This is a genomic window from Erwinia sp. MYb375 (genome assembly GCF_037479175.1).
Classification (GTDB): domain Bacteria; phylum Pseudomonadota; class Gammaproteobacteria; order Enterobacterales; family Enterobacteriaceae; genus Erwinia; species Erwinia rhapontici.
On sequence record NZ_JBBGZS010000014.1, the window covers coordinates 544,407 to 566,284 of the forward strand.

Annotated in this window: 21 protein-coding genes and 2 pseudogenes; 13 read left to right on the forward strand and 10 right to left on the reverse strand. The window is 53.6% G+C overall.

The annotated features are described in order from the left end of the window. Nucleotides 1-181: 181 nt before the first annotated feature. The gene (locus WH279_RS09140; protein WP_339455985.1) at nucleotides 182-763 is read right to left on the reverse strand and encodes an ACP phosphodiesterase; all 582 of its coding nucleotides are present in this window, start codon (nucleotides 761-763) and stop codon (nucleotides 182-184) included. Nucleotides 764-866: 103 nt separating this feature from the next. On the opposite strand from WH279_RS09140, the gene queA reads away from it, so the two are divergent. The 5 genes from queA (at nucleotide 867) to secF (ending at nucleotide 6,342) form a co-directional block, all read left to right on the forward strand. Continuing rightward, nucleotides 867-1,937, forward strand: coding sequence for a tRNA preQ1(34) S-adenosylmethionine ribosyltransferase-isomerase QueA (queA, locus tag WH279_RS09145; protein ID WP_339456268.1), 1,071 nt, complete (start codon nucleotides 867-869; stop codon nucleotides 1,935-1,937). A 74-nt stretch (nucleotides 1,938-2,011) separates the two neighbouring features. Continuing rightward, a complete protein-coding gene (gene tgt / locus WH279_RS09150) occupies nucleotides 2,012-3,142 on the forward strand; it encodes a tRNA guanosine(34) transglycosylase Tgt (protein ID WP_133846290.1) in 1,131 nt (376 codons plus the stop codon). Between the two features lie 17 nt (nucleotides 3,143-3,159). Next, on the forward strand, nucleotides 3,160-3,489 hold the full coding sequence (gene yajC, locus WH279_RS09155; protein WP_062747803.1) for a preprotein translocase subunit YajC: 330 nt from the start codon (nucleotides 3,160-3,162) through the stop codon (nucleotides 3,487-3,489). A gap of 26 nt (nucleotides 3,490-3,515) precedes the next feature. Beyond that, the gene (gene secD, locus WH279_RS09160; RefSeq protein ID WP_200641349.1) at nucleotides 3,516-5,363 is read left to right on the forward strand and encodes a protein translocase subunit SecD; all 1,848 of its coding nucleotides are present in this window, start codon (nucleotides 3,516-3,518) and stop codon (nucleotides 5,361-5,363) included. 67 nt (nucleotides 5,364-5,430) lie between these two features. Further along, nucleotides 5,431-6,342 (forward strand): protein translocase subunit SecF, encoded by a 912-nt coding sequence (gene secF, locus WH279_RS09165; RefSeq protein ID WP_234472242.1) that lies wholly within the window; start codon nucleotides 5,431-5,433, stop codon nucleotides 6,340-6,342. A gap of 72 nt (nucleotides 6,343-6,414) precedes the next feature. On the opposite strand, the gene WH279_RS09170 is transcribed toward secF, so the two are convergent. Continuing rightward, complete coding sequence (locus tag WH279_RS09170) at nucleotides 6,415-6,981, reverse strand: DUF3251 domain-containing protein (protein WP_339455988.1); 567 nt, start codon at nucleotides 6,979-6,981, stop codon at nucleotides 6,415-6,417. Between the two features lie 190 nt (nucleotides 6,982-7,171). Between WH279_RS09170 and nrdR the strand changes: the two genes are divergently transcribed. The 6 genes and pseudogenes from nrdR to pgpA all read left to right on the forward strand — a co-directional run bounded on the left by nrdR (nucleotide 7,172) and on the right by pgpA (nucleotide 11,235). Continuing rightward, nucleotides 7,172-7,621, forward strand: a complete 450-nt coding sequence (nrdR, locus tag WH279_RS09175; RefSeq protein WP_133846294.1) for a transcriptional regulator NrdR — start codon at nucleotides 7,172-7,174, stop codon at nucleotides 7,619-7,621. Between the two features lie 4 nt (nucleotides 7,622-7,625). Next, nucleotides 7,626-8,729, forward strand: coding sequence for a bifunctional diaminohydroxyphosphoribosylaminopyrimidine deaminase/5-amino-6-(5-phosphoribosylamino)uracil reductase RibD (gene ribD, locus WH279_RS09180; RefSeq protein WP_339455990.1), 1,104 nt, complete (start codon nucleotides 7,626-7,628; stop codon nucleotides 8,727-8,729). Nucleotides 8,730-8,816: 87 nt separating this feature from the next. Further along, nucleotides 8,817-9,287: pseudogene (gene ribH, locus WH279_RS09185) on the forward strand (6,7-dimethyl-8-ribityllumazine synthase). A 16-nt stretch (nucleotides 9,288-9,303) separates the two neighbouring features. Further along, a complete protein-coding gene (nusB, locus tag WH279_RS09190; protein WP_133846297.1) occupies nucleotides 9,304-9,723 on the forward strand; it encodes a transcription antitermination factor NusB in 420 nt (139 codons plus the stop codon). Between the two features lie 50 nt (nucleotides 9,724-9,773). Then, nucleotides 9,774-10,751 (forward strand): thiamine-phosphate kinase, encoded by a 978-nt coding sequence (gene thiL, locus WH279_RS09195; protein WP_200641352.1) that lies wholly within the window; start codon nucleotides 9,774-9,776, stop codon nucleotides 10,749-10,751. Beyond that, entirely contained in the window at nucleotides 10,729-11,235 is a 507-nt protein-coding gene (gene pgpA, locus WH279_RS09200) for a phosphatidylglycerophosphatase A (protein ID WP_200641353.1), read from the forward strand. The genes thiL and pgpA overlap by 23 nt, the downstream gene beginning before the upstream one ends. A gap of 84 nt (nucleotides 11,236-11,319) precedes the next feature. On the opposite strand, the gene WH279_RS09205 is transcribed toward pgpA, so the two are convergent. From WH279_RS09205 to xseB, 4 genes are all read right to left on the reverse strand, one after another. Next, nucleotides 11,320-12,294 (reverse strand): aldo/keto reductase, encoded by a 975-nt coding sequence (locus WH279_RS09205; protein WP_133846300.1) that lies wholly within the window; start codon nucleotides 12,292-12,294, stop codon nucleotides 11,320-11,322. Nucleotides 12,295-12,383: 89 nt separating this feature from the next. Then, nucleotides 12,384-14,249: a 1-deoxy-D-xylulose-5-phosphate synthase gene (gene dxs, locus WH279_RS09210; protein ID WP_339455994.1), complete on the reverse strand. Its 1,866-nt coding sequence runs from the start codon at nucleotides 14,247-14,249 to the stop codon at nucleotides 12,384-12,386. Nucleotides 14,250-14,266: 17 nt separating this feature from the next. Next, nucleotides 14,267-15,166, reverse strand: a complete 900-nt coding sequence (gene ispA, locus WH279_RS09215; protein WP_339455996.1) for a (2E,6E)-farnesyl diphosphate synthase — start codon at nucleotides 15,164-15,166, stop codon at nucleotides 14,267-14,269. Then, nucleotides 15,166-15,408 carry an exodeoxyribonuclease VII small subunit gene (xseB, locus tag WH279_RS09220; RefSeq protein ID WP_133846303.1) on the reverse strand — a complete coding sequence of 81 codons (243 nt, stop codon included), beginning with the start codon at nucleotides 15,406-15,408 and terminating at the stop codon, nucleotides 15,166-15,168. Before xseB ends, ispA begins: the two co-directional genes overlap by 1 nt. 255 nt (nucleotides 15,409-15,663) lie before the next feature. On the opposite strand from xseB, the pseudogene thiI reads away from it, so the two are divergent. Then, nucleotides 15,664-17,112 (forward strand): annotated as a pseudogene (gene thiI / locus WH279_RS09225) (tRNA uracil 4-sulfurtransferase ThiI). Between the two features lie 153 nt (nucleotides 17,113-17,265). Here thiI and yajL read toward each other — a convergent pair. Next, nucleotides 17,266-17,862 carry a protein deglycase YajL gene (gene yajL, locus WH279_RS09230; RefSeq protein ID WP_133846306.1) on the reverse strand — a complete coding sequence of 199 codons (597 nt, stop codon included), beginning with the start codon at nucleotides 17,860-17,862 and terminating at the stop codon, nucleotides 17,266-17,268. Next, a complete protein-coding gene (gene panE, locus WH279_RS09235; RefSeq protein WP_339455998.1) occupies nucleotides 17,816-18,736 on the reverse strand; it encodes a 2-dehydropantoate 2-reductase in 921 nt (306 codons plus the stop codon). Before panE ends, yajL begins: the two co-directional genes overlap by 47 nt. A gap of 127 nt (nucleotides 18,737-18,863) precedes the next feature. Here panE and WH279_RS09240 point away from each other — a divergent pair, with 127 nt between their 5' ends. Next, complete coding sequence (locus tag WH279_RS09240) at nucleotides 18,864-19,355, forward strand: YajQ family cyclic di-GMP-binding protein (RefSeq protein WP_133846308.1); 492 nt, start codon at nucleotides 18,864-18,866, stop codon at nucleotides 19,353-19,355. A 134-nt stretch (nucleotides 19,356-19,489) separates the two neighbouring features. On the opposite strand, the gene WH279_RS09245 is transcribed toward WH279_RS09240, so the two are convergent. After that, nucleotides 19,490-20,857 (reverse strand): MFS transporter, encoded by a 1,368-nt coding sequence (locus WH279_RS09245; protein ID WP_200641360.1) that lies wholly within the window; start codon nucleotides 20,855-20,857, stop codon nucleotides 19,490-19,492. A gap of 129 nt (nucleotides 20,858-20,986) precedes the next feature. Next, nucleotides 20,987-21,874: a heme o synthase gene (cyoE, locus tag WH279_RS09250; protein ID WP_133846310.1), complete on the reverse strand. Its 888-nt coding sequence runs from the start codon at nucleotides 21,872-21,874 to the stop codon at nucleotides 20,987-20,989. Between the last annotated feature and the right edge of the window lie 4 nt (nucleotides 21,875-21,878).

Consider the following 21,878-nt stretch of genomic DNA (forward strand, 5'->3'; position numbering starts at 1 on the left):
AGTAAGTTGAAATAAAGTGACAATACGCGGGCAGTATACGGGGCGTGCCCCGTCAGGGACCAGCGTGCTGTACCGATTATTCAGATAGGCTATACCTATCAAAATCGTACTAATTATCAAGCAGTTTCATACAATAACCTTTTTTAAAAAAAGGGCAAGGTGTAAAACTGGGCAAGATGTTTCACAACTTTCGCTGAACAGCTTGCGCCATCATACGCGGGTAAAGCTGCCAGAATAACACTTCAAGCTGTTGATAATTATCAATGAAGTCTTGATAACTGTCCTCCAGTGCCGCCAGTCTCGGGCGGCGGCTTGCCATTCCGCGCAGCACCTCTTGCAGAAAAGGAGCATCGGCATAACGCTCCATCCAGCGTCCGGTCCATAAGTAGTGATTAAGATTCTGGAATCGCTCCGGGGTTGTCCCAAGTTGCGGTTCGATCACACTTTTCACCTGTGACAAAAAAGCTGGCAAAGAAATTTCCGGCACCAGCTTATCCCAGTGAGATGACAGAAAATGATCCCAGATGACGTCAAGCGTAATCGGTGCCACCCGGCGGGTATTGATGCGAAAAAGCTGGCGGGCGCTGCGCACTTCCGGTAAGGAATCGGTCAGTGCATCAATCCGGCGGTGAAGTGCAATACCGTCAGCGATAGCTTCAGGCCATTGCTGATGCGGGTTGCCGCGCACATAGTCGGCCATCATATTGCCCAGCAGTGAGCTGTTGGCAAGAGTGGCCAGGTGGAGGTGAGCAAGATAGTTCATGGCGCGATTCTAGCGTAGTTTTTGGCGATATTAAGCAGATTGTTTAGCTATGAGCAGTTTTCAGCTAGAATGTGCGCCCTGATTTCCCAGACTGTGAATGACCATGCGCGTTGCCGATTTTACTTTTGAGTTGCCCGAATCTTTGATTGCCCACTATCCGCAAGCCCAGCGCAGCGGGTGCCGCCTGTTATCGCTGAATGGCCCGGATGGCGAACTGACGCATGGGGTATTCACCGATTTGCTGGATAAGCTCAATCCCGGCGATCTGCTGGTGTTTAATAATACCCGGGTGATCCCGGCACGTATCTTTGGCCGTAAGGCCAGCGGTGGAAAAATCGAGGTGCTGATTGAGCGCATGCTCGACGATAAACGCGTGCTGGCACATGTGCGTTCTTCGAAAGCTCCTAAGCCAGGCACTGAATTGCTGCTGGGTGATGATGAAAACGTGCAGGCCACAATGGTGGCACGTCATGATGCGTTGTTTGAAATTGAGTTTCATGATGAGCGCCCGGTTCTGGATATTCTGAACGTCATCGGCCATATGCCGCTGCCGCCGTATATTGATCGCCCGGATGAAGATGCCGATCGCGAACTTTATCAGACGGTGTACAGCCAGAAACCAGGGGCGGTAGCTGCCCCAACAGCGGGCCTGCATTTTGATGAGCCTTTGCTGGCTGCGCTGCGTGAGAAAGGCATTGAGACAGCGTTTGTCACCCTGCATGTTGGCGCAGGGACCTTCCAGCCGGTGCGCGTTGACACCATCGAAGATCATATTATGCACGCGGAATATGCCGAAGTGCCGCAGGATGTGGTGGATGCGGTGCTCGCCTGTAAAGCACGCGGCAACCGGGTGGTCGCGGTCGGTACCACCTCGGTGCGTTCGCTGGAAAGCGCCGCGCAGGCCGCGCAGGATGCGCTGATTGCCCCATTCTTCGGCGACACGAAAATCTTTATCTATCCTGGATATCACTACCAAGTCATTGATGTGCTGGTGACCAATTTCCACCTGCCAGAATCGACGCTGATTATGCTGGTGTCGGCGTTTGCCGGATATCAACACACGATGCAGGCTTACCAGCAGGCCGTGGCTGAAAAATATCGTTTCTTCAGTTATGGTGATGCGATGTTTATTACCCGTAATCCTGAGGCGTACGCCGAGATCCCGGGCCAGTAACTTTCCCGCAGGGGGCAGGCATGCCTGACCCTCTTTTAACTATTACATCAGACTGTTTCTCTGATGGAGGCAATGTGAAGTTTGAATTAGACACTACTGATGGTCGCGCACGCCGTGGCCGTCTGGTTTTTGAGCGCGGCGTGGTAGAAACCCCGGCATTTATGCCAGTGGGAACCTACGGCACGGTAAAAGGCATGACCCCGGAAGAAGTGATCGATACCGGTGCACAGATCATCCTCGGCAATACCTTCCATTTATGGTTGCGTCCGGGCCAGGAGATCATGAAATTGCACGGCGATCTGCATGACTTTATGCAGTGGAAAGGCCCGATCCTGACTGACTCCGGCGGTTTCCAGGTGTTCAGCCTGGGTGACATCCGTAAGATCACCGAGAAGGGCGTCCATTTCCGTAACCCAATCAACGGTGATGCGATCTTCCTTGATCCCGAAAAATCGATGGAGATTCAGTACGATCTCGGCTCTGATATCGTGATGATCTTTGATGAATGTACACCGTATCCGGCTGACTGGGATTACGCTAAGCGTTCAATGGAGATGTCTCTACGCTGGGCACAACGTAGCCGCGATCGCTTTGATTCTCTGGGAAATAAGAACGCATTGTTCGGTATTATCCAGGGCGGGGTTTACGAAGATTTACGTGATGTCTCCGTTAAAGGACTGGTAGATATTGGCTTTGATGGGTACGCTGTGGGCGGCCTGGCGGTCGGTGAGCCTAAAGAAGATATGCATCGTATTCTGGAGCATGTTTGCCCGCAGTTACCTGAGGATAAACCGCGCTACCTGATGGGCGTCGGTAAGCCGCAGGATCTGGTGGAAGGCGTGCGCCGTGGTATTGATATGTTTGACTGTGTGATGCCCACCCGCAACGCGCGTAACGGACATCTGTTCGTGACCGACGGCGTGGTAAAAATCCGCAATGCGAAGTATAAAGATGACACGTCTCCGCTCGATGCTGAATGCGACTGCTACACGTGCCGCAACTACAGCCGTGCTTACCTGTATCATCTTGATCGCTGTAACGAAATTTTGGGTGCGCGTCTGAACACCATCCACAATCTGCGTTACTATCAGCGCCTGATGGCTGGTTTACGCCAGGCAATCGAAGAGGGTAAATTAGCGCTCTTCGTGACCGAATTCTACCAACGGACAGGATTGGCGGTTCCGCCTTTACCGTCTGATAATTAAACAATGAGGGAAATTTAATGAGCTTTTTCACTTCTGATGCCGTAGCAGCCGCAGCACCATCTCAGGGAAGTCCTTACTCTCTGGTGATTATGTTGGTTGTGTTTGGTCTGATTTTCTACTTTATGATCCTGCGCCCTCAGCAGAAACGTGCGAAAGAGCACAAGAAACTGATGGACTCAATTTCTAAAGGTGATGAAGTGCTGACCACCGGTGGCCTGGTGGGCCGTGTGACTAAAGTTGCTGAAACCGGCTATGTTGCTATCGCACTGAACGAAACCACTGAAGTTGTGGTCAAACGTGACTTCGTCGCTGCCGTTCTGCCGAAAGGTACAATGAAAGCGCTTTAATTTTCGATTTCCCTAAGGGAACTGCCGTGTTAAACCGTTATCCTTTGTGGAAGTACATCATGCTGATCGTCGTGTTACTCGTCGGTCTGCTGTATGCACTTCCTAACCTGTATGGTGAGGATCCGGCCGTTCAGATCACTGGTGCGCGCGGTAGCGCCGCCAGTGAGCAAACGCTGGTTCAGATCCAGACCGCATTAAAACAAGATAATATCCAGAGCAAATCACTTGCGCTGGAAAATGGCGCTATTATGGCGCGTTTCGCCAACACGGACGTGCAGATGCGCGCGCGCGAAGCGATTACTAAAACGCTGGGCGATAATTACGTCGTAGCGCTTAACCTCGCTCCTGCAACACCGTCGTGGTTAGCCATGCTCAATGCGGAACCGATGAAACTCGGTCTCGATCTGCGCGGTGGCGTTCACTTCCTGATGGAAGTCGATATGGATACTGCTCTGGGTAAACTCCAGGAGCAGAACATCGATAACCTGCGCAGTGACCTTCGTGATAAAAGCATCCCTTACGTTAACGTTCGCAAAATCAATAATTACGGTCTGGAAATTCGTTTCCGTGATGCCGCCGCACGTGATCAAGCCGTCAGCTATCTGGCAGGCCGTCACCGCGATATGGTCATCAACAGCAGTGGCAGCAATGCCCTGTCGGCAGTAATGTCTGATGAGCGACTGCGTGAAGCCCGTGAATACGCGGTACAGCAGAACATCAATATCCTGCGTAACCGTGTGAATCAGCTGGGTGTTGCAGAGCCACTGGTACAGCGTCAGGGTTCTGACCGTATCGTCGTGGAATTGCCAGGTATTCAGGATACTGCACGCGCGAAAGAGATCCTCGGCGCCACCGCAACGCTTGAATTCCGTCTGGTAAATACCTCTGTGGATGCCACTGCCGCTGCGAACGGCCGCGTTCCGGGCGACTCTGAAGTGAAAGACACCCGTGATGGCCAGCCTGTTGTGCTGTACAAGCGCGTGATCCTCACTGGCGACCACATCACCGACTCCACCTCAAGCACCGATGAATACAACCAGCCTCAGGTTAATATCTCCCTGGACAGCGCTGGCGGTAACATCATGTCCAACTTCACCAAGGACAGCGTCGGTAAAGCGATGGCAACCCTGTTTGTTGAGTACAAAGACAGCGGGAAGAAAGACGCCAATGGTCGCTCAATCCTTGAGAAGCAGGAAGAAGTGATTAACGTGGCGAATATCCAGTCTCGTCTGGGTAACAGCTTCCGTATCACCGGCATCAACAACCCGAACGAAGCACGCCAGTTGTCTCTGCTGCTGCGTGCCGGGGCGCTGATTGCACCGATCCAGATTGTTGAAGAGCGTACTATTGGCCCGACAATGGGTCAGCAGAACATCACTCAGGGTCTGGAAGCCTGCCTGTGGGGCCTTATCGCCTCCATCATCTTTATGGTGGTGTGGTACAAGAAATTTGGTCTGATTGCGACCAGTGCGCTGCTGGCTAACCTGGTGCTGATTGTGGGTATCATGTCACTGCTGCCTGGTGCCACGCTGACCATGCCGGGGATTGCCGGTATTGTGCTGACGCTGGCGGTTGCGGTGGATGCAAACGTACTGATTAACGAACGTATCAAGGAAGAGCTGCGCAACGGACGTTCCGTTCAGCAGGCGATCCATGAAGGCTATAAAGGCGCGTTCTCCAGTATCGTTGATGCTAACGTCACGACGCTGATTAAAGTGTTGATCCTGTACGCAGTCGGTACTGGCTCAATCAAAGGCTTTGCGATCACCACGGGAATCGGTATTGCGACCTCGATGTTTACCGCAATTATTGGTACTCGCGCCATTGCCAATCTGTTGTACGGCGGCAAACGCATCAACAAGCTGTCTATCTGAGGAGTGCGTTGTGTCACAGGAACATAGTGTTGAACAATTGAACCACGGCCGTAAAGTCTATGACTTTATGCGCTGGGACACGCTGGCGTTTGCCATCTCGGTACTGCTGCTGATTGCATCCGTTGCCATTATGGGCGTGCGTGGGTTTAACTGGGGTCTTGATTTCACCGGTGGTACGGTGATTGAAATTAACCTCGAGCAACCCGTAGAACTGGATATGCTGCGCACCAGCCTGGAAAAATCAGGTTTTGATGAGCCGCAGGTACAGAACTTTGGCAGCAGCCGTGACGTTATCGTCCGTATGTCACCGCGTGAAGGGAATGCCGGTCAGGAGCTTGGCGCGAAAGTGCTGGCAACGATCAACGAGGCAACCCAGCAGCAGGCAACGGTAAAACGTATTGAGTTTGTCGGCCCAAGCGTGGGTAGCGACCTGGCTCAGGCTGGCGGTATGGCGCTGTTATCTGCGCTGATTGCCATCCTGATCTACATTGGTTTCCGTTTTGAGTGGCGTCTGGCACTGGGTACTGTGTTGGCACTGGCCCATGACGTGATCATTACCGCCGGCATTTTGGCGCTGTTCCAGGTTGAAATTGACCTGACGATCATCGCCTCGCTGATGTCGGTTATCGGTTACTCGCTGAACGATAAAATCGTGGTCTCGGACCGTATTCGTGAGAACTTCCGCAAGATCCGTCGCGGTTCGTCTTACGATATCACCAACGTCTCACTGACGCAGACGCTGAGCCGTACCATTATCACCTCGGTAACCACCCTGGCGATGGTCGCGATTCTGTTTGTGTTCGGTGGCGCGTTGCTGAAAGGCTTCTCGTTGACCATGCTGATCGGTATCACTATCGGTACCATCTCGTCGATTTATGTCTCTTCTGCGCTGGCGCTGAAGCTGGGCATGAAACGCGAGCATATGCTGCAGCAGAAAGTGGAAAAAGAGGGCGCAGATCAGCCTTCGATTCTGCCTTAATCACGGGCGGACCGAAACAGGTCTCCACTCCTGGAGCCGATTGGAAGGGCCACGCATTGCGTGGCCCTTTTTTTATGGCGTGCTGGCTGCTGGCGGCTCAGTGCTGAGCACCACATCATGTATCCGCACATATCCCAATTGTTCCGGCGGCAGATTGCTTAAGCGTAATGGTACCGTAGCTTCACTTTTCGCCAGCAGCGCACGGGTGACCTCAATGCGTTGCACCTGACTGTTTACCGTCAGTGGCTTGCTGGTCGCGCTATCCAGCTCACCCCATTCGACCTGAGCGGTAAACGCGGGTAGCGGTGCATCGCCTGTGGCGCGTATATGTAGAATGGCGCGCGTGCCGTTGGCTTCCGCCTGAACGTGACTCAATGACAGCTTCAGTTCTCCCGCCTGGCTTTTCAGTATCACCCCGGTATTCGCCGCTGGCAGTAACCATGCACCCTGTGCCGACCCGCTGTTAAGATTCCCCTGTTGTTCCAGGGCCGCGGCCTGATTCGTGAGTTGACGCATTTCCTGAGTCAGTTTCCCGACTTCGTTATGCAACTGATTGAGTTTCGGTTGGGGAGTCGTACTGGCACAGCCCGCCAGCAGTAACAGTGAGCCCAGTGACAATTTGAGATAAGCGCTTGTCATTGTTCATTTCCTTTTGATTAACGCGAATGACTTTATCTTAGAGCAAATGGGTCTTGATCGCCTGCAAAGAAATACGGCATTTTGTTGCATAAGCCCTATAAAATCAGGACAGTTTTTCCGACGCACCTTTGGCACATCGCCGGGTTCGCGGTACACTAGCTGACACTATTAAGGATAATCAGGACGCGTCATGTATTGCCCATTCTGTTCTGCCGTGGATACGAAAGTGATCGACTCCCGCCTGGTCGGGGAGGGCACCTCGGTACGCCGTCGCCGTCAGTGTCTGATGTGCCATGAACGTTTTACCACGTTTGAGGTCGCGGAACTGGTGATGCCGCGCGTAGTGAAAAGCAATGACGTGCGTGAACCTTTTAATGAAGACAAACTGCGTAGCGGTCTGATGAAAGCACTGGAGAAACGCCCGGTGAATTCAGATGCGGTGGAAACGGCCCTCAGCCATATCAAAAGCCAGTTACGTGCCACGGGCGAGCGTGAAGTGGCCAGTAAACTGATCGGTAGTCTGGTGATGGATGAGCTGAAAAAACTGGATAAAGTGGCCTACATCCGCTTTGCTTCGGTCTACCGCAGCTTTGAAGATATCCGCGAATTTGGCGAAGAAATCGCCCGTTTACAGGACTGACGCGATGCGTGATGAAGTGTTTATGTCGCGTGCGCTATCCCTTGCGAGCCGTGGTCGTTTTACGACGACCCCCAACCCGAATGTTGGCTGCGTCATTGTGCGCGACGGCGAGATTGTGGGTGAAGGCTATCATCTTCGTGCCGGTGAACCCCATGCGGAAGTGCATGCGCTACGTATGGCGGGTGATAAAGCGCAGGGGGCGACCGCGTATGTCACGCTGGAACCGTGCAGCCATCACGGGCGCACGCCGCCCTGCTGCGATGCGTTGATCGGCGCCGGTGTGACGCGGGTCGTGGCGGCAATGCAGGATCCGAACCCGGAAGTGGCGGGCCGCGGTCTGTACCGCTTACAGCAGGCAGGTATTGACGTCAGCCACGGCCTGATGATGCAGGAAGCGGAAGCGCTTAATCGCGGTTTCCTGAAGCGTATGCGTACCGGATTCCCCTGGGTACAGCTGAAGCTGGGCGCATCGCTGGATGGCCGCACCGCAATGGCCAGTGGTGAAAGCCAGTGGATCACGTCGCCACAGGCACGACGCGATGTTCAGCGTCTGCGTGCACAAAGTTCTGCCATTCTCAGTACCAGCGCAACGGTGCTGGCCGATAACCCGTCGCTGACGGTGCGATATCACGAGCTGGATAGCGCAACGCAGGCCGATTATCCCGCTGACCTGTTGCGTCAGCCAGTAAGAATTATTGTCGACAGCCAGAATCGCGTCACACCGCAGCATCAACTTATTGCACAATCCGGTGAAACCTGGCTGGCGCGTACTGCCTGTGATGAGCAGACGTGGCCTGACAATGTCACTCAATTGAGGGTGCCCCGTCATAACGGGCGGCTTGATCTGGTGGCAATGATGATGCTGCTGGGAAGAAAACAAATTAACAGCGTTTGGGTGGAAGCCGGAGCGCAGTTTGCAGGTGCATTATTGCAGGCTGGCGTGGTGGATGAGCTGATTGTGTATCTCGCCCCCAAACTTCTGGGTGATAACGGGCGTGGCCTGTGTCAGTTGCCGGGCCTTGAGCATCTTACCGATGCGCCTGCCTTTGCCTTTAGTGATGTTCGTCAGGTTGGGCCGGACTTACGTCTGACGCTGACCCCGTTATAGCGGTTTGCGCAAAAACAAGCAGACCGGTAAAGAGTGTGATAGAATCCGCCCCCCTGCGGGGCCAAACAGAACCCTGAAAGGAAGATTATGAACGTTATTGAAGCTGCTGTTGCTACCCCTGATGCGCGCGTTGCTCTGGTTATTGCGCGTTTCAACAACTTTATCAACGACAGCCTGCTGAGCGGTGCAATCGATGCCCTGAAGCGTATTGGTCAGGTCAAAGATGAAAACATCACCGTTGTCTGGGTTCCAGGTGCCTATGAGCTGCCAATGACCGCACGTGCGCTAGCTAACGCTGGCAAACATGATGCTATTGTTGCACTTGGCACCGTGATCCGTGGTGGTACAGCCCATTTCGAATATGTGGCAGGTGAGGCCAGCTCTGGCCTGGCCAGCGTTGCCATGAACAGCGATATCCCGGTTGCTTTTGGCGTACTGACCACCTAAAACATCGAGCAGGCCATTGAACGCGCCGGTACCAAAGCGGGTAATAAAGGTGCTGAAGCAGCCCTGACCGCTCTGGAAATGATTAACGTATTGAAAGCCATCAAAGCCTGATTTTAAGGGGAATTTCGTGAAACCTGCTGCTCGTCGCCGCGCCCGTGAATGTGCTGTTCAGGCACTTTACTCTTGGCAAATCTCCAAAAACGACATCGCTGATGTCGAATACCAGTTTCTGGCGGAACAGGACGTTAAAGACGTCGATATTACTTACTTCCGTGAGCTGGTCGGCGGCGTTGCAACTAACAGTGCATACCTCGACGGCCTGATGCAACCTTACCTGTCACGTCAGCTGGAAGAGCTGGGACAGGTTGAGAAGGCTATCCTGCGTATCTCTCTGTTTGAGCTCAGCAAGCGTTCAGACGTTCCCTACAAAGTTGCGATTAATGAAGGGATTGAACTGGCTAAAGTGTTCGGCGCTGAAGACAGCCATAAGTTTGTCAACGGCGTGCTGGATAAAGCTGGCCCGTTCATCCGCCCAAACCGCAAATAATTCTCTAAGGCCGCTAATCACGGCCTGTTTTTTTACTCCCGGAATGCATTATGGCCTGTGGCGAATTTGAACTGATCGCGCGTTATTTTGACCGTGTGACCAGTTCCCGTCGTGATGTTGAAAAAGGCATCGGTGACGACTGCGCATTACTCAGCGTACCGGAAAAACAGACGCTGGCTATTAGCACTGACACACTGGTAGAAGGTGTGCATTTTCTGCGTGATATTCATCCCGCCGACCTCGGATACAAAGCGCTTGCAGTCAACCTGAGTGACCTGGCTGCCATGGGCGCCGATCCTGCATGGCTGACGCTGGCTTTGACGCTACCAGACATTAATGAAGACTGGCTGAAAGACTTTAGCGACAGCCTGTTTGAACTGCTCGATTACTACGATATGCAATTGATTGGCGGTGATACCACGCGCGGTCCCCTCAGTATGACGCTGGGCATTCACGGTCTGGTGCCGCAGGGCAGGGCATTGAAACGCAGTGGTGCACGCGTCGGTGACTGGATCTATGTGACCGGTACGCTGGGCGACAGCGCTGCGGGTCTTGAGCTGTTGCAGCATCATGTCAAGATCAACGATCCGGCCGCTCATGAAGTGTTGATCAAACGCCATCTGCGGCCGATGCCACGCATCCTTCAGGGACAGGCCCTGCGCGATCTGGCGAGTTCCGCGATCGATCTCTCCGATGGGTTGATCTCCGATCTGGGCCATATTCTCAAAGCCAGCGACTGTGGTGCGCGTCTGAATCTTGATGCGCTGCCACTGTCGACCGTGCTGAAACAGCATTTTGAACCTCAGCAGGCGCTGCGTTGGGCGCTGAGCGGCGGGGAAGATTACGAGCTGTGCTTTACCGTTCCTGAGATTAACCGCGGCGCGCTGGATGTGGCGCTGGGCTATCTTGGCGTGCCGTTTACCTGCATCGGACAGATTGCTCCGCAATCGGAAGGATTAACGTTGTTGCAGGGTGATAAGCCGGTAGAGATGAACCTGAAAGGATTTGACCATTTTGGCTCGCGCTAAAGATGTGGCGAAAAGTCGCCTGAAGATGAGTAATCCGTGGCATCTGCTGGCGACCGGTTTTGGTAGCGGCCTGAGCCCGTGGATGCCGGGAACTGCGGGTTCGCTGGCGGCCATTCCCTTCTGGTATCTGCTCGATTTACTGCCGCAGGATCTCTATTCTCTGGTGCTGTTGCTGGGTATCAGCATTGGTGTCTACCTTTGCCATCGTACGGCGAAGGATATGGGCGTACATGACCACGGCAGCATCGTCTGGGATGAGTTTATCGGGATGTGGATCACGCTGATGGCGATCCCGGTGAACAGCTGGCAGTGGGTACTGGCGGGCTTCCTGGTGTTTCGAGTGCTGGATATCTGGAAACCCTGGCCTATCCGCTGGTTTGACCGCAACGTCCACGGCGGCATGGGGATAATGGTCGACGATATTATCGCCGGAGTTATCTCCGCCGGAATTTTGTTTGCCGCCGCGCACTACTGGCTGATGTGAATGTATCGGGTCGGGCATGCTCCCGGGGGGGGGGGGGCCCCCCCCCCCCACCCCTACGAGATACGGGTTGAACGCCGTTATCCGTTATTCGAATCCCACCACCGGGTGCGGCTTATAAACACTTTCCAGTTCAATAATCTCTTCCTGACTTAACTCCACCTCTACCGCTTTCACCAGATCCTCCAGTTGTTCGCTGCGCGATGCGCCAATAATTGGTGCAGTGACCGCCGGTTTGCTCAGCAACCAGGCCAGAGCAACTTGCGCACGACTCACCCCTTTATCTTTGGCAATGTTCTCCACGCGCTGGGCGATCTCTCCGTCATTTTCCTCGCTCTGGCTGTACAGCGTCTGACCGTATTCATCGGAGACGGAGCGGGCGGTGGTCTCGCCCCACGGGCGCGTCAGGCGGCCACGAGCCAGTGGGCTCCACGGCAGGACAGCAATGTTTTCTTTCAGGCACAGGGGATGCATTTCCCGCTCTTCCTCACGCTGGATCAGGTTGTACTGATCCTGCATGCTGACAAAGCGAGTCCAGCCGTGGCGATCGGCCGTACTCAGCGCCGTAGCAAACTGGCTGGCATGCATGGACGAGGCCCCGATGTAACGCGCTTTACCGGCCTTCACCACGTCGTGCAGGGCTTCCAGCGTCTCTTCCAGCGGCGTGTCGTAATCCCAGCGATGGATTTGCAGCAGGTCGACGTACTCCATGCCCAGTCGTTGCAGGCTGTCATCGATGGATTGCAGTATATTGGCGCGCGACAGACCACCTGACAGGTTGCTCATTGGGAAATAGACCTTTGTGGCCACCACCACTTCGTCACGGCGGGCAAAATCTCGCAGCGCACGGCCGACGATCTCTTCGCTGCTGCCGTCAGAGTAGCTGTTGGCGGTGTCGAAAAAGTTGATTCCCGCATCCAGGGCCTGCTTAATCAGCGGGCGGCTGCTCTCTTCGGGTAGTGTCCAGGCGTGCTTGCCCCGATCGGGTTCACCATAGGTCATGCAGCCCAGGCAAAGGCGGGAAACGGTCAAATCCGTATTGGCTAACTGTAGGGTTTTCATATTGGCTCCTGCTATTTGTCCTGTGGTAATCATAGCAGGCAAAAAAAAAGCTCCCGGCAAAAGGAGCATTTTGTCTCACTGGGAGCGACTTACTGTGCCAGCCAGGCGTCGATTTGCTGACGGATCCCGGCAGCGTCCAACTGGTAATCCGTGCGGACCTCGTCCTGAGTACCCTGCGGAATAAATTCATCCGGCAGGCCAATATTCAGCACCGGCACCAGCGTACGTTTTGCCATCAGCAGTTCGTTGACGCCGCTACCGGCACCGCCTTTGATCGCGCCTTCTTCAAGGGTAATCAGCGCGTCATGGCTGGCTGCCAGTTCGAGGATTAACGCGTCATCCAGCGGTTTAACAAAGCGCATATCCACCAGCGTGGCATCCAGGGCTTCCGCCGCCGCCGCTGCTTCAGGCAGTAACGTACCGAAGTTGAGGATAGCCAGTGAGCTACCCTGACGCAGCTTACGACCTTTGCCCAGTGGCAGAGCCGTCAGGGGTTCAATGGTAGCCCCCGTGCCGTTACCACGCGGGTAACGCACTGCGCTTGGACCACCGCTGTGGTGATAGCCGGTGTAAAGCATCTGGCGACATTCGTTCTCGTCGCTTGGGGTCATGATGACCATATTGGGAATGCAGCGCAGGAAGGCGATATCAAATGCCCCCTGGTGGGTCTGACCATCGGCACCGACAATGCCACCACGGTCGATAGCAAACAGCACGGGCAGCTTCTGGATGGCGACATCATGAATCAGCTGATCGTAGGCACGCTGCAGGAAGGTGGAATAGATCGCCACCACGGGCTTGTAACCACCAATCGCCAGCCCGGCGGCAAAGGTCACCGCGTGCTGTTCGGCAATCGCCACATCAAAATACTGCTTTGGATACTCACGCGAGAAGCTGACCATACCGGAACCTTCACGCATGGCAGGCGTTACCGCCATCAGTTTGCTGTCTTCAGCGGCGGTTTCACTCAGCCACTGGCCAAAAATTTTCGAATAACTTGGCAGGCCTTCGGCACTTTTTGGCAGCAGGCCACTGGCCGGGTCGAATTTTGGTACGGCATGCCAGCTGATGGGATCTTTCTCTGCCGGGGCGTAGCCTTTGCCTTTTTTGGTCATCACATGCAGGAACTGCGGGCCTTTCAGGGCACGCATATTACGCAGAGTATGCACCAGCGCCAGCACGTCGTGACCATCGACCGGGCCAATATAATTGAAGCCCAGCTCCTCAAATAACGTGCCTGGCACCACCATCCCTTTCAGGTGTTCTTCCGTGCGCTTGACCAGCTCTTTGATGGGCGGCAGACCGCCCAGCACCTTTTTGCCCCCTTCACGCAGGCGTGAATAGGTTTTCCCGGAGAGGATCTGCGCCAGGCGATTGTTTAACGCGCCGACGTTTTCTGAGATCGACATTTCGTTGTCGTTCAGTACCACCAGCAAATCAGCTTTGATATCGCCCGCATGGTTCATGGCTTCGAAAGCCATACCTGCGGTGATGGCACCGTCGCCGATTACACAGGCGGTACGGCGATCTTTGCCTTCTTTACCTGCTGCAACGGCCATTCCCAGCCCGGCACTGATCGAGGTGGATGAGTGACCCACATTGAGAACGTCGAACTCACTTTCATCGCGCCATGGGAACGGGTGCAGGCCATTTTTCTGACGAATAGTACCGATACGGTCGCGGCGCCCGGTCAGGATCTTATGCGGGTAGGCCTGATGGCCCACATCCCACACCAGATGATCGAACGGCGTGTTATAGACATAGTGCAGTGCCACGGTGAGTTCCACCACGCCAAGACCAGACGCAAAATGACCGCTGGAGCGGCTGACGCTGTCGAGCAGATACTGGCGCAGCTCGTCACAGAGTTTTGGCAGGCTCTCTTTCGGTAGCAAACGTAATTCTTGCACCGTGCTTGCCAGAGCAAGCGTCGGGTATTTTGCAGGTTCAAAACTCATCAGTGACTCATTTGAAGTTATTTATCGCGTTCAATTATAAAGCCTGCCAACGCCCGCAGTGGGGCCGTGTTGTAAGACTGTGCGGCAAGTGTTTCTAATGCGCTGAGGGACTCCTGATAGAGGTCCCATGCTTTTGCCCGCGCACTGTCAAGCCCCATCAGTGCCGGGTAGGTGCTCTTACCTAATTGCTGATCGGCTCCCTGCCGTTTGCCGAGTACGGCGGTATCGCCAATAACATCGAGAATATCATCCTGCACCTGGAAGGCGAGGCCGATCGCATTAGCATAACGATCAAGCGCGGGCAGTGCTGCACGCCCGGGTTCGCCAGCAGTCAGTGCACCCAGGCGCACGGCCGAGCGAATCAGCGCGCCCGTCTTATGGCGATGAATCTGCTCCAGCTCCTGTAAATTGACCTGTTTGCCTTCGGCGGCGAGATCCAGCGCCTGGCCCCCGCACATGCCTGCCACACCACTGGCCTGAGCCAGTTCAGACAGCATAGCAATGCGCGCTTCAGCCGTCACACCAGGCATCGGTGTATCGGCAAGGATAGAAAAGGCCAGAGTCTGTAACGCATCCCCTGCAAGAATGGCAGAATCTTCGCCAAACTTAATATGGCAGGTGGGCTGGCCACGACGCAGGCTGTCATCATCCATTGCTGGCAGATCGTCGTGAATCAGGGAATACGCGTGAATACATTCAACGGCAGCGGCTGGCGCATCGAGCGCAGCATCGTCAGCATGCAGCATTTCACCCGTGGCATACACCAGGAAAGGGCGTAGCCGCTTACCCCCTAATAATGCACCATATTCCATGGCATTCACCAGAGGACTACTCTGAAAGGGAAGTTGTGCAATAAATTGTTGCAGTGCGGCATTCACCCGCTGGTAATGCGCGGTGAGTAACACGTTGAAATCCATCAGTCATTTTCCGGCGTGAAAGGCGTCAGGTCGGCGTTCTTATCATCGCTCAGTAAAATCTGTACGCGCTGTTCAGCCTGTTGCAGCGTTTGCTGCCCGGTGCGGGCCAACTGTACGCCACGCTCAAATTCATTCAGCGCATCTTCCAGCGGCAGGTTACCGCTTTCGAGGCGGGTGACGATCTGCTCAAGCTGTTGCAGTGAGGTTTCGAAACTGACGGGCTGTTCGGCTTTTTTCGGCATTTTGGGTCCTGACTTATCATTTTCATCAGTGAGCGCTCATGGTAGCTGACTCTAAATGATTAGCAAAATATCCCTGCATTTTTCGTGTTGCCGGGAAGGGTAATCAGGGCCGCAGATGAAGAAGCAGCCACTGTACAAAGATGATATACTACTGCGCCTGGATGCAAAGGGCGTAAGCCAATTTGCAAGACTCTGATTTTATCAGTTAAGTGCCTTCCTTTTCAGCACTTAATTACCTGACGAATACATGCCGCCATGAAGTTTATCATTAAGTTATTCCCTGAAATTACAATCAAAAGTCAGTCTGTACGTCTGCGCTTTATCAAAATCCTCACCGGTAACATCCGCAACGTTCTCAAACATTACGATGAAACCCTCGCCGTGGTTCGCCACTGGGACAACATTGAAGTCCGTGCCAAAGATGAAAACCAGCGAGCGGCAATCGTCGCTGAACTGACGCGCATCCCCGGCATTCATCATGTTCTGGCAGTGGAAGATCGATCTTACACCGATGTGCATCATATTTTTGAGCAGGTTCTGGAAATGAACCGCGAGCGCATCGAAGGCAAGACGTTTAGCGTGCGTGTGAAACGCCGTGGAAAGCATGAGTTCAGCTCGCAAGATGTGGAACGCTACGTCGGCGGTGGTCTGAATCAGCATGTTGCGACGGCTCAGGTGCAGCTCAACCGGCCTGAAGTCACAGTAAATCTGTAAATCGAAGACGACCGCCTGATTCTGGTGACCGCGCGTTATGAAGGGATCGGTGGTTATCCTATTGGAACGCAAGAAGATGTATTATCGCTGATTTCCGGCGGGTTTGACTCCGGTGTCTCCAGCTATATGCTGATGCGTCGCGGTTGTCGCGTGCATTACTGCTTCTTTAACCTCGGTGGCGCTGCACATGAAATTGGTGTTCGCCAGGTGGCACACTACCTGTGGAAGCGTTACGGCAGCTCGCACCGCGTGCGTTTTGTCGCGATTAACTTCGAGCCGGTGGTAGGCGAGATCCTCGAAAAAGTCGATGATGGTCAGATGGGCGTGGTGCTGAAACGTATGATGGTTCGTGCGGCATCGAAAGTTGCAGAGCGCTACGGCGTTCAGGCACTGGTGACGGGGGAGGCCTTAGGTCAGGTATCCAGTCAGACGCTGACCAATCTGCGTCTGATCGATAACGCCAGCGATACGCTGATCCTGCGTCCGCTGATCTCGCATGACAAAGAGCATATCATCAAGATTGCTCGTGAGATCGGAACGGAAGATTTCGCCCGGACGATGCCGGAATATTGCGGTGTGATCTCTAAAAGCCCGACAGTGAAAGCCGTTAAAGCGAAGATCGAAGCTGAAGAGCAGAATTTTGACTTCAGTATTTTGGATCGCATGGTGGATGAAGCGACCAACGTCGATATTCGCCAGATCGCGGAGAAGACAGAAGAAGAAGTGGTTGAAGTGGAAACCGTGGCTTCTTTCTCTGACAACGATGTGATTCTGGATATCCGCTCTAACGACGAGCAGGATGCACGACCGCTGGCGCTGGATGGCGTGGAAGTGAAACCGTTGCCGTTCTATAAACTGGGGACGCAGTTTGGCGACCTCGATCAGAGTAAAACCTGGCTGCTGTACTGTGAACGTGGTGTGATGAGCCGCTTGCAGGCACTCTACCTGCATGAGCAGGGCTTCACTAACGTTAAAGTGTATCGTCCTTAAGTCTGTTCCATCCTGGCTTACTTGCCATTTCGTGTCCGGGCAGTGCTCGCCATCCTCACGTACTCATGTACGGTGCGGTGGCTGTGCGCTGGCCGGACACGAACTGGCTGCGCCGCCGACGTCTGGTGTGTCCGGTCGCACACTTACAAAATATTAATCGCGGTAATCGTAAATCCCGGCAGCCAGCACCATCTGCTCTGCCACTTCCCGCGCTTTCTCTTTTCCTGCCACTAAATCGATCAGCTTCAGTGCAAAATCAATCGCGGTGCCTGGCCCCTGGCTGGTCAGCAGATTAACGCGCCTGTCCCACACCACGCGACGATCCATCCATTTCTCTTCCGGAATGGTCTCTTTCAGACCCGGATACCCCGTCATATTGCCGACGGGAAACAGATCGTGCGGTATCAGAACGGTACCTGCGGCGGCGCAGATCGCGGCCACAATTCTTCCCGCCTGATTAAAATGACGCACGGTTTCCACCAGCAGTGGGCTATCGCGGAAGCATTCCGCGCCTTTCAGGCCACCGGGCAGCACAATGGCGGCATAATCATCATCGGCCACTTCCACCAGCGGTGCGTCGGCCAGCAGTCTGACGCCGCGCGAACAGACTATTTCGCAATTGCCATCGTCAGCGACGCTGGCTGTGACCACCTTGATCCCGGCACGCACCAGTAAATCGATGGTGGTGACGGCTTCGGTTTCTTCACTCCCAGGTGCCAGGCAAACCAGAACCGATGGATTCGCGGTCATAATCTTGTTCCTTTCGCTTAATAAATTCGTAAAGACGACTGTTTTCCGGGGTGGTGATCCCCTGCGCGCGCGCGCGACGGATAACATAGCCATTGATGTAATCAATTTCGGTACGGCGTTGTGCGCGAATATCCTGCAACATTGACGATGTGTTATCCGCCGTACTGCGAATTACTTCCAGTACATAGTCGATCAACCATTCGCGTGAGGTGTGCTGGCCTTCGCGTTCCATGACGGCGGCGACCTCATTGCTTAAGGCTTCGATCTCCGGGCGATGTTCAGCCAGTTCACCATTCGTGCAGTCGTAGAACACAGTCAGTGGGTTGATCACACAGTTAACCGCCAGTTTCTGCCACGCGGCGGAGGCAACGTTATTGTGCCAGGCCACGTCAGGCAATGCGCGGTGTAGCACTTCTGCCAGTTCGCTCATGTCAGATCCCGCAGGCGTGACCGGACCAATATGGGTAATGCCGGAAGCAACATGCACGATGACGGTACCATCGCGTCTGGCGGCATGGGTGGTGACACCTCGTAAAAGCGGTTGAGGCAGGCCTTTCAACTCGTCCAGCGTACCCATTCCATTATGCAACAGCAGCACCGGACAGTTCGCGGGCAGGACAGACTGCATATTCTTTACCGATTCTGAAACCTGCCAGGCCTTTAGCGTGACGATCAGCAATTCGCTGTCAGCCAGAAAGGTGGGATCGTTAGCAATGAATGTTTTATTCGCTGTCTCGCCATTGAGGCCGACCACATTAACAGAGCAATAAGGCTGCGGAACCCGCAACCAGCCCTGAACGTCATGTCCCTGTTGTTCAAGTGCAGCCAGCCAGATCTGCCCTAAAGCTCCGCATCCAAGTACGGTAATTTTCATTGTTCCTCCCCGCGTGCGGGTTGAGTTAACCGTCCTGCTCATTATTATAGCTTTCAGCGCCAGCGGTTTTATTTACCTGCTGCAAGCAGGTATTATGCCTGTCACTTTAGTATCAGGAGAATAGATCATGCCATCTTTCGATATCGTTTCTGAAATTGATATGCAGGAAGTGCGTAACGCAGTAGATACTGCTAACCGTGAAATCGCTACCCGCTTCGATTTTCGTGGTGTAGAAGCCAGCTTTGAGCTGATTGAGAAGAACGAATCCATCAAAGTATTAAGTGAGTCTGACTTCCAGGTGAAGCAGCTGGTGGATATTCTGCGTGAAAAGCTGTTGAAGCGCGGGATTGAAGGGGCTGCACTGGACGTTCCTGAGCAGATTGTACACAGCGGTAAGAGCTGGAGCGTCGAAGCCAAAATGAAAAAAGGCATCGAAAGCGACATCGCTAAAAAACTGGTTAAGCAGATTAAAGACAGCAAAATCAAAGTACAAACGCAGATTCAGGGTGATGAATTGCGCGTAACCGGTAAATCTCGTGACGATTTGCAGGGCGCGATGGCATTAGTGCGTAAAGCAGATTTGGGGCAGCCGTTCCAGTTCAAAAACTTCCGCGACTAGTGATCTGACCGATCGGGAAAAACGATAATCCAGAGAGGTCGACCGGAAAAAAGGGTCGACCACACGGGTCTTTTTTACCTGATCATTGTCGATATAAGGGGCGGGCCTTCTCTTTCGGTCCGCCCGTTTGAGCATTATGCCGCTGTGGCAATCAGCTTTTCGATTTCGGCGCGGTTCGTCACTTTACTGTCAATTTTCACGTAGGCACTGCGCTCTTCCGGCACGATAAATACCGCTGCCACGCCCGGCTGAGCTTTCAAACGTTGTTCCAGAACCTCTTTGTCTTCATAACTCCCTTCCAGCGTAATGCGCAGGCTGCTGACGTAAGGCGGCTCCTGCATACTCAGGCTGACCAGCAACCAGACGACAGCTATCAATGCGCCAATCAGGAACACGCTTTGTGCGTCAATGTGACCATAAACCCAGCCGCCCATGCTGCCACCAATCGCCACACCGAGGAACTGGCTGGTGGAGTAAAGCCCCATCGCTGTTCCTCTGTAACCAGGAGGGGACTCTTTGCTTACCAGAGAGGGCAGAATCGCTTCCATCAGGTTAAAGCCGATAAAGAACAGCTGTACGCCAATCACTAACGTCCAGAAATGATGACCGGCTCCCCACAGCACTACCTCTGCTATCAGCATCAATACCACGCAGCCGACAAAGACGCGCTTCATGCGGCGTTTGACTTCAGCATAGATAATGAACGGTAGCACACTGGCAAAGGCGATCAGCATGGTGACCAGATACACTTTCCAGTGCTCGGCAGGAGGAAGCCCTGCTTGCTCAAATTGCCCGGGTAGGGCAACGAAGCTCGACATCAGCAGAACATGCAGGCAGAGAATACCGATATTCAGCTTCACCAGGCGGCTGTTGGTCAATACATCACGGATGCTGCCCTTGACGATGCCGGACTCACGATTAAGCATGTGGTTTGACGTCGATGGCACCACCAGAAGGGTGATAATGATTCCAGCGCTAGCCAGCAATGCAATCATCCAGAACAATGCGTGCAGGCCGAAAGCGTGAGTAATCACCGGGCCGAGTACCATCGCAATGGCAAAAGTGACGCCGAAGCTGATACCGATAAATGCCATCGCTTTGGTGCGGTTCTGTTCACGCGTCAGGTCCGACAGCAGAGCCATTACCGCAGCAGCTATAGCGCCGGAGCCCTGTAAGGCACGCCCGAGGATAACCCCCCAGATTGACGTAGTCATGGCCGCGATCACGCTACCCAAAACAAAAATCAATAACCCACCTACAATCAGCGGTTTACGGCCGATGCGGTCAGAAAGAAGTCCAAAAGGAATTTGAAATACGGCCTGCGCTAAACCGTAGATGCCAATGGCGAATCCAATTAATGCCTCACTGGCTCCCTGTAATGCCATGCCATAAGTGGTAAGAACGGGTAATACCATAAACATTCCCAGCATCCGCAAGGAAAAAACCGTCCCCAAACCCCAGGTCGCGCGCAGCTCGACCGGAGTCATTTTATTATCGTTCATTACTACCTCAGTCTGTCGTATGCACATAGTTTATGTGTGAGGGGAGGGCGGGTAAAACATTACTTTTTATTCAGTGGTAACAAAAAGAAAGGGCGCGAAATCGCGCCCTTAGTAGTGATGTGCTTAATGTTACCTGATGTACGTCAGCAGGTCTTTGGATGCCGGGGTCATGAAGTCGACAGACATCATCACGCTTAACGCGGTGATGGCAACAATCGAGAACACAAACAACTTACGCGCCCAGACACGATCGTTCTGAGTTTTGTAACCTGACAGTGCCATACCCAGCCACCAGACGCTGACAGCAGCAGCAACAACCAGGTATTTATACCCGGCATAGCCCACCAGGGTCAGCATCAGTGTGGCAACCATAAACGCGATGATATACAGCGTGATATGGTTCTTCGCCACAGAGATACCTTTCACCACCGGCAGAACCGGGATATTGGCCGCCTGGTAATCTTTAAAGCGGAAGATAGCAATCGCATAAGAATGCGGCATCTGCCACAGGCTAAAGATAGCCAGCAGGATCAATGCACCAGCATCAAACTGGTTGGTGACGGCACAGTAGCCAATCACTGGAGGCGCAGCTCCGGAAAGACTGCCAATCAGAGTGCCGTATACGGAGTTGCGCTTCATGTACAGGCTGTAAACGCCGACATAAACCACAAAACCCATCACCGCCAGCCACATGGCCAGCGGATTTGCTCCGAAATACAGCATTGCGAAGCCAGCAATACCCAAAACGGTTGCATAAACCAGGCTTAATTTCGGAGAGATAAGGCCTTTAACCAGCACCCGATTCTTGGTTCTCTCCATTTTTTTGTCGATATCACGGTCGATAAAGTTGTTATAAACACAACCTGATGCAACCACCAGCGAGACGCCGACTAAGGTGAAGAGAAACAGGGAATAGTCAATGCTGCCTTTAGAAGCCAGCAGAAACCCCCCGATGACAGAAATTAAATTTCCGAAAATAATTCCTGGTTTTGTTACTTGCAGGTATTGCTTAATCATCACA

What these genes read in the sequence shown, in the direction of transcription:
- WH279_RS09140 (WP_339455985.1), bottom strand. Translation starts at nt 763, where the DNA reads ATGAACTATCTTGCTCACCTCCACCTGGCCACTCTTGCCAACAGCTCA.
- queA (WP_339456268.1), top strand. Translation starts at nt 867, where the DNA reads ATGCGCGTTGCCGATTTTACTTTTGAGTTGCCCGAATCTTTGATTGCC.
- yajC (WP_062747803.1), top strand. Translation starts at nt 3,160, where the DNA reads ATGAGCTTTTTCACTTCTGATGCCGTAGCAGCCGCAGCACCATCTCAG.
- secF (WP_234472242.1), top strand. Translation starts at nt 5,431, where the DNA reads ATGCGCTGGGACACGCTGGCGTTTGCCATCTCGGTACTGCTGCTGATT.
- WH279_RS09170 (WP_339455988.1), bottom strand. Translation starts at nt 6,981, where the DNA reads ATGACAAGCGCTTATCTCAAATTGTCACTGGGCTCACTGTTACTGCTG.
- nrdR (WP_133846294.1), top strand. Translation starts at nt 7,172, where the DNA reads ATGTATTGCCCATTCTGTTCTGCCGTGGATACGAAAGTGATCGACTCC.
- ribD (WP_339455990.1), top strand. Translation starts at nt 7,626, where the DNA reads ATGCGTGATGAAGTGTTTATGTCGCGTGCGCTATCCCTTGCGAGCCGT.
- thiL (WP_200641352.1), top strand. Translation starts at nt 9,774, where the DNA reads ATGGCCTGTGGCGAATTTGAACTGATCGCGCGTTATTTTGACCGTGTG.
- WH279_RS09205 (WP_133846300.1), bottom strand. Translation starts at nt 12,294, where the DNA reads ATGAAAACCCTACAGTTAGCCAATACGGATTTGACCGTTTCCCGCCTT.
- dxs (WP_339455994.1), bottom strand. Translation starts at nt 14,249, where the DNA reads ATGAGTTTTGAACCTGCAAAATACCCGACGCTTGCTCTGGCAAGCACG.
- ispA (WP_339455996.1), bottom strand. Translation starts at nt 15,166, where the DNA reads ATGGATTTCAACGTGTTACTCACCGCGCATTACCAGCGGGTGAATGCC.
- xseB (WP_133846303.1), bottom strand. Translation starts at nt 15,408, where the DNA reads ATGCCGAAAAAAGCCGAACAGCCCGTCAGTTTCGAAACCTCACTGCAA.
- yajL (WP_133846306.1), bottom strand. Translation starts at nt 17,862, where the DNA reads ATGACCGCGAATCCATCGGTTCTGGTTTGCCTGGCACCTGGGAGTGAA.
- panE (WP_339455998.1), bottom strand. Translation starts at nt 18,736, where the DNA reads ATGAAAATTACCGTACTTGGATGCGGAGCTTTAGGGCAGATCTGGCTG.
- WH279_RS09240 (WP_133846308.1), top strand. Translation starts at nt 18,864, where the DNA reads ATGCCATCTTTCGATATCGTTTCTGAAATTGATATGCAGGAAGTGCGT.
- WH279_RS09245 (WP_200641360.1), bottom strand. Translation starts at nt 20,857, where the DNA reads ATGAACGATAATAAAATGACTCCGGTCGAGCTGCGCGCGACCTGGGGT.
- cyoE (WP_133846310.1), bottom strand. Translation starts at nt 21,874, where the DNA reads ATGATTAAGCAATACCTGCAAGTAACAAAACCAGGAATTATTTTCGGA.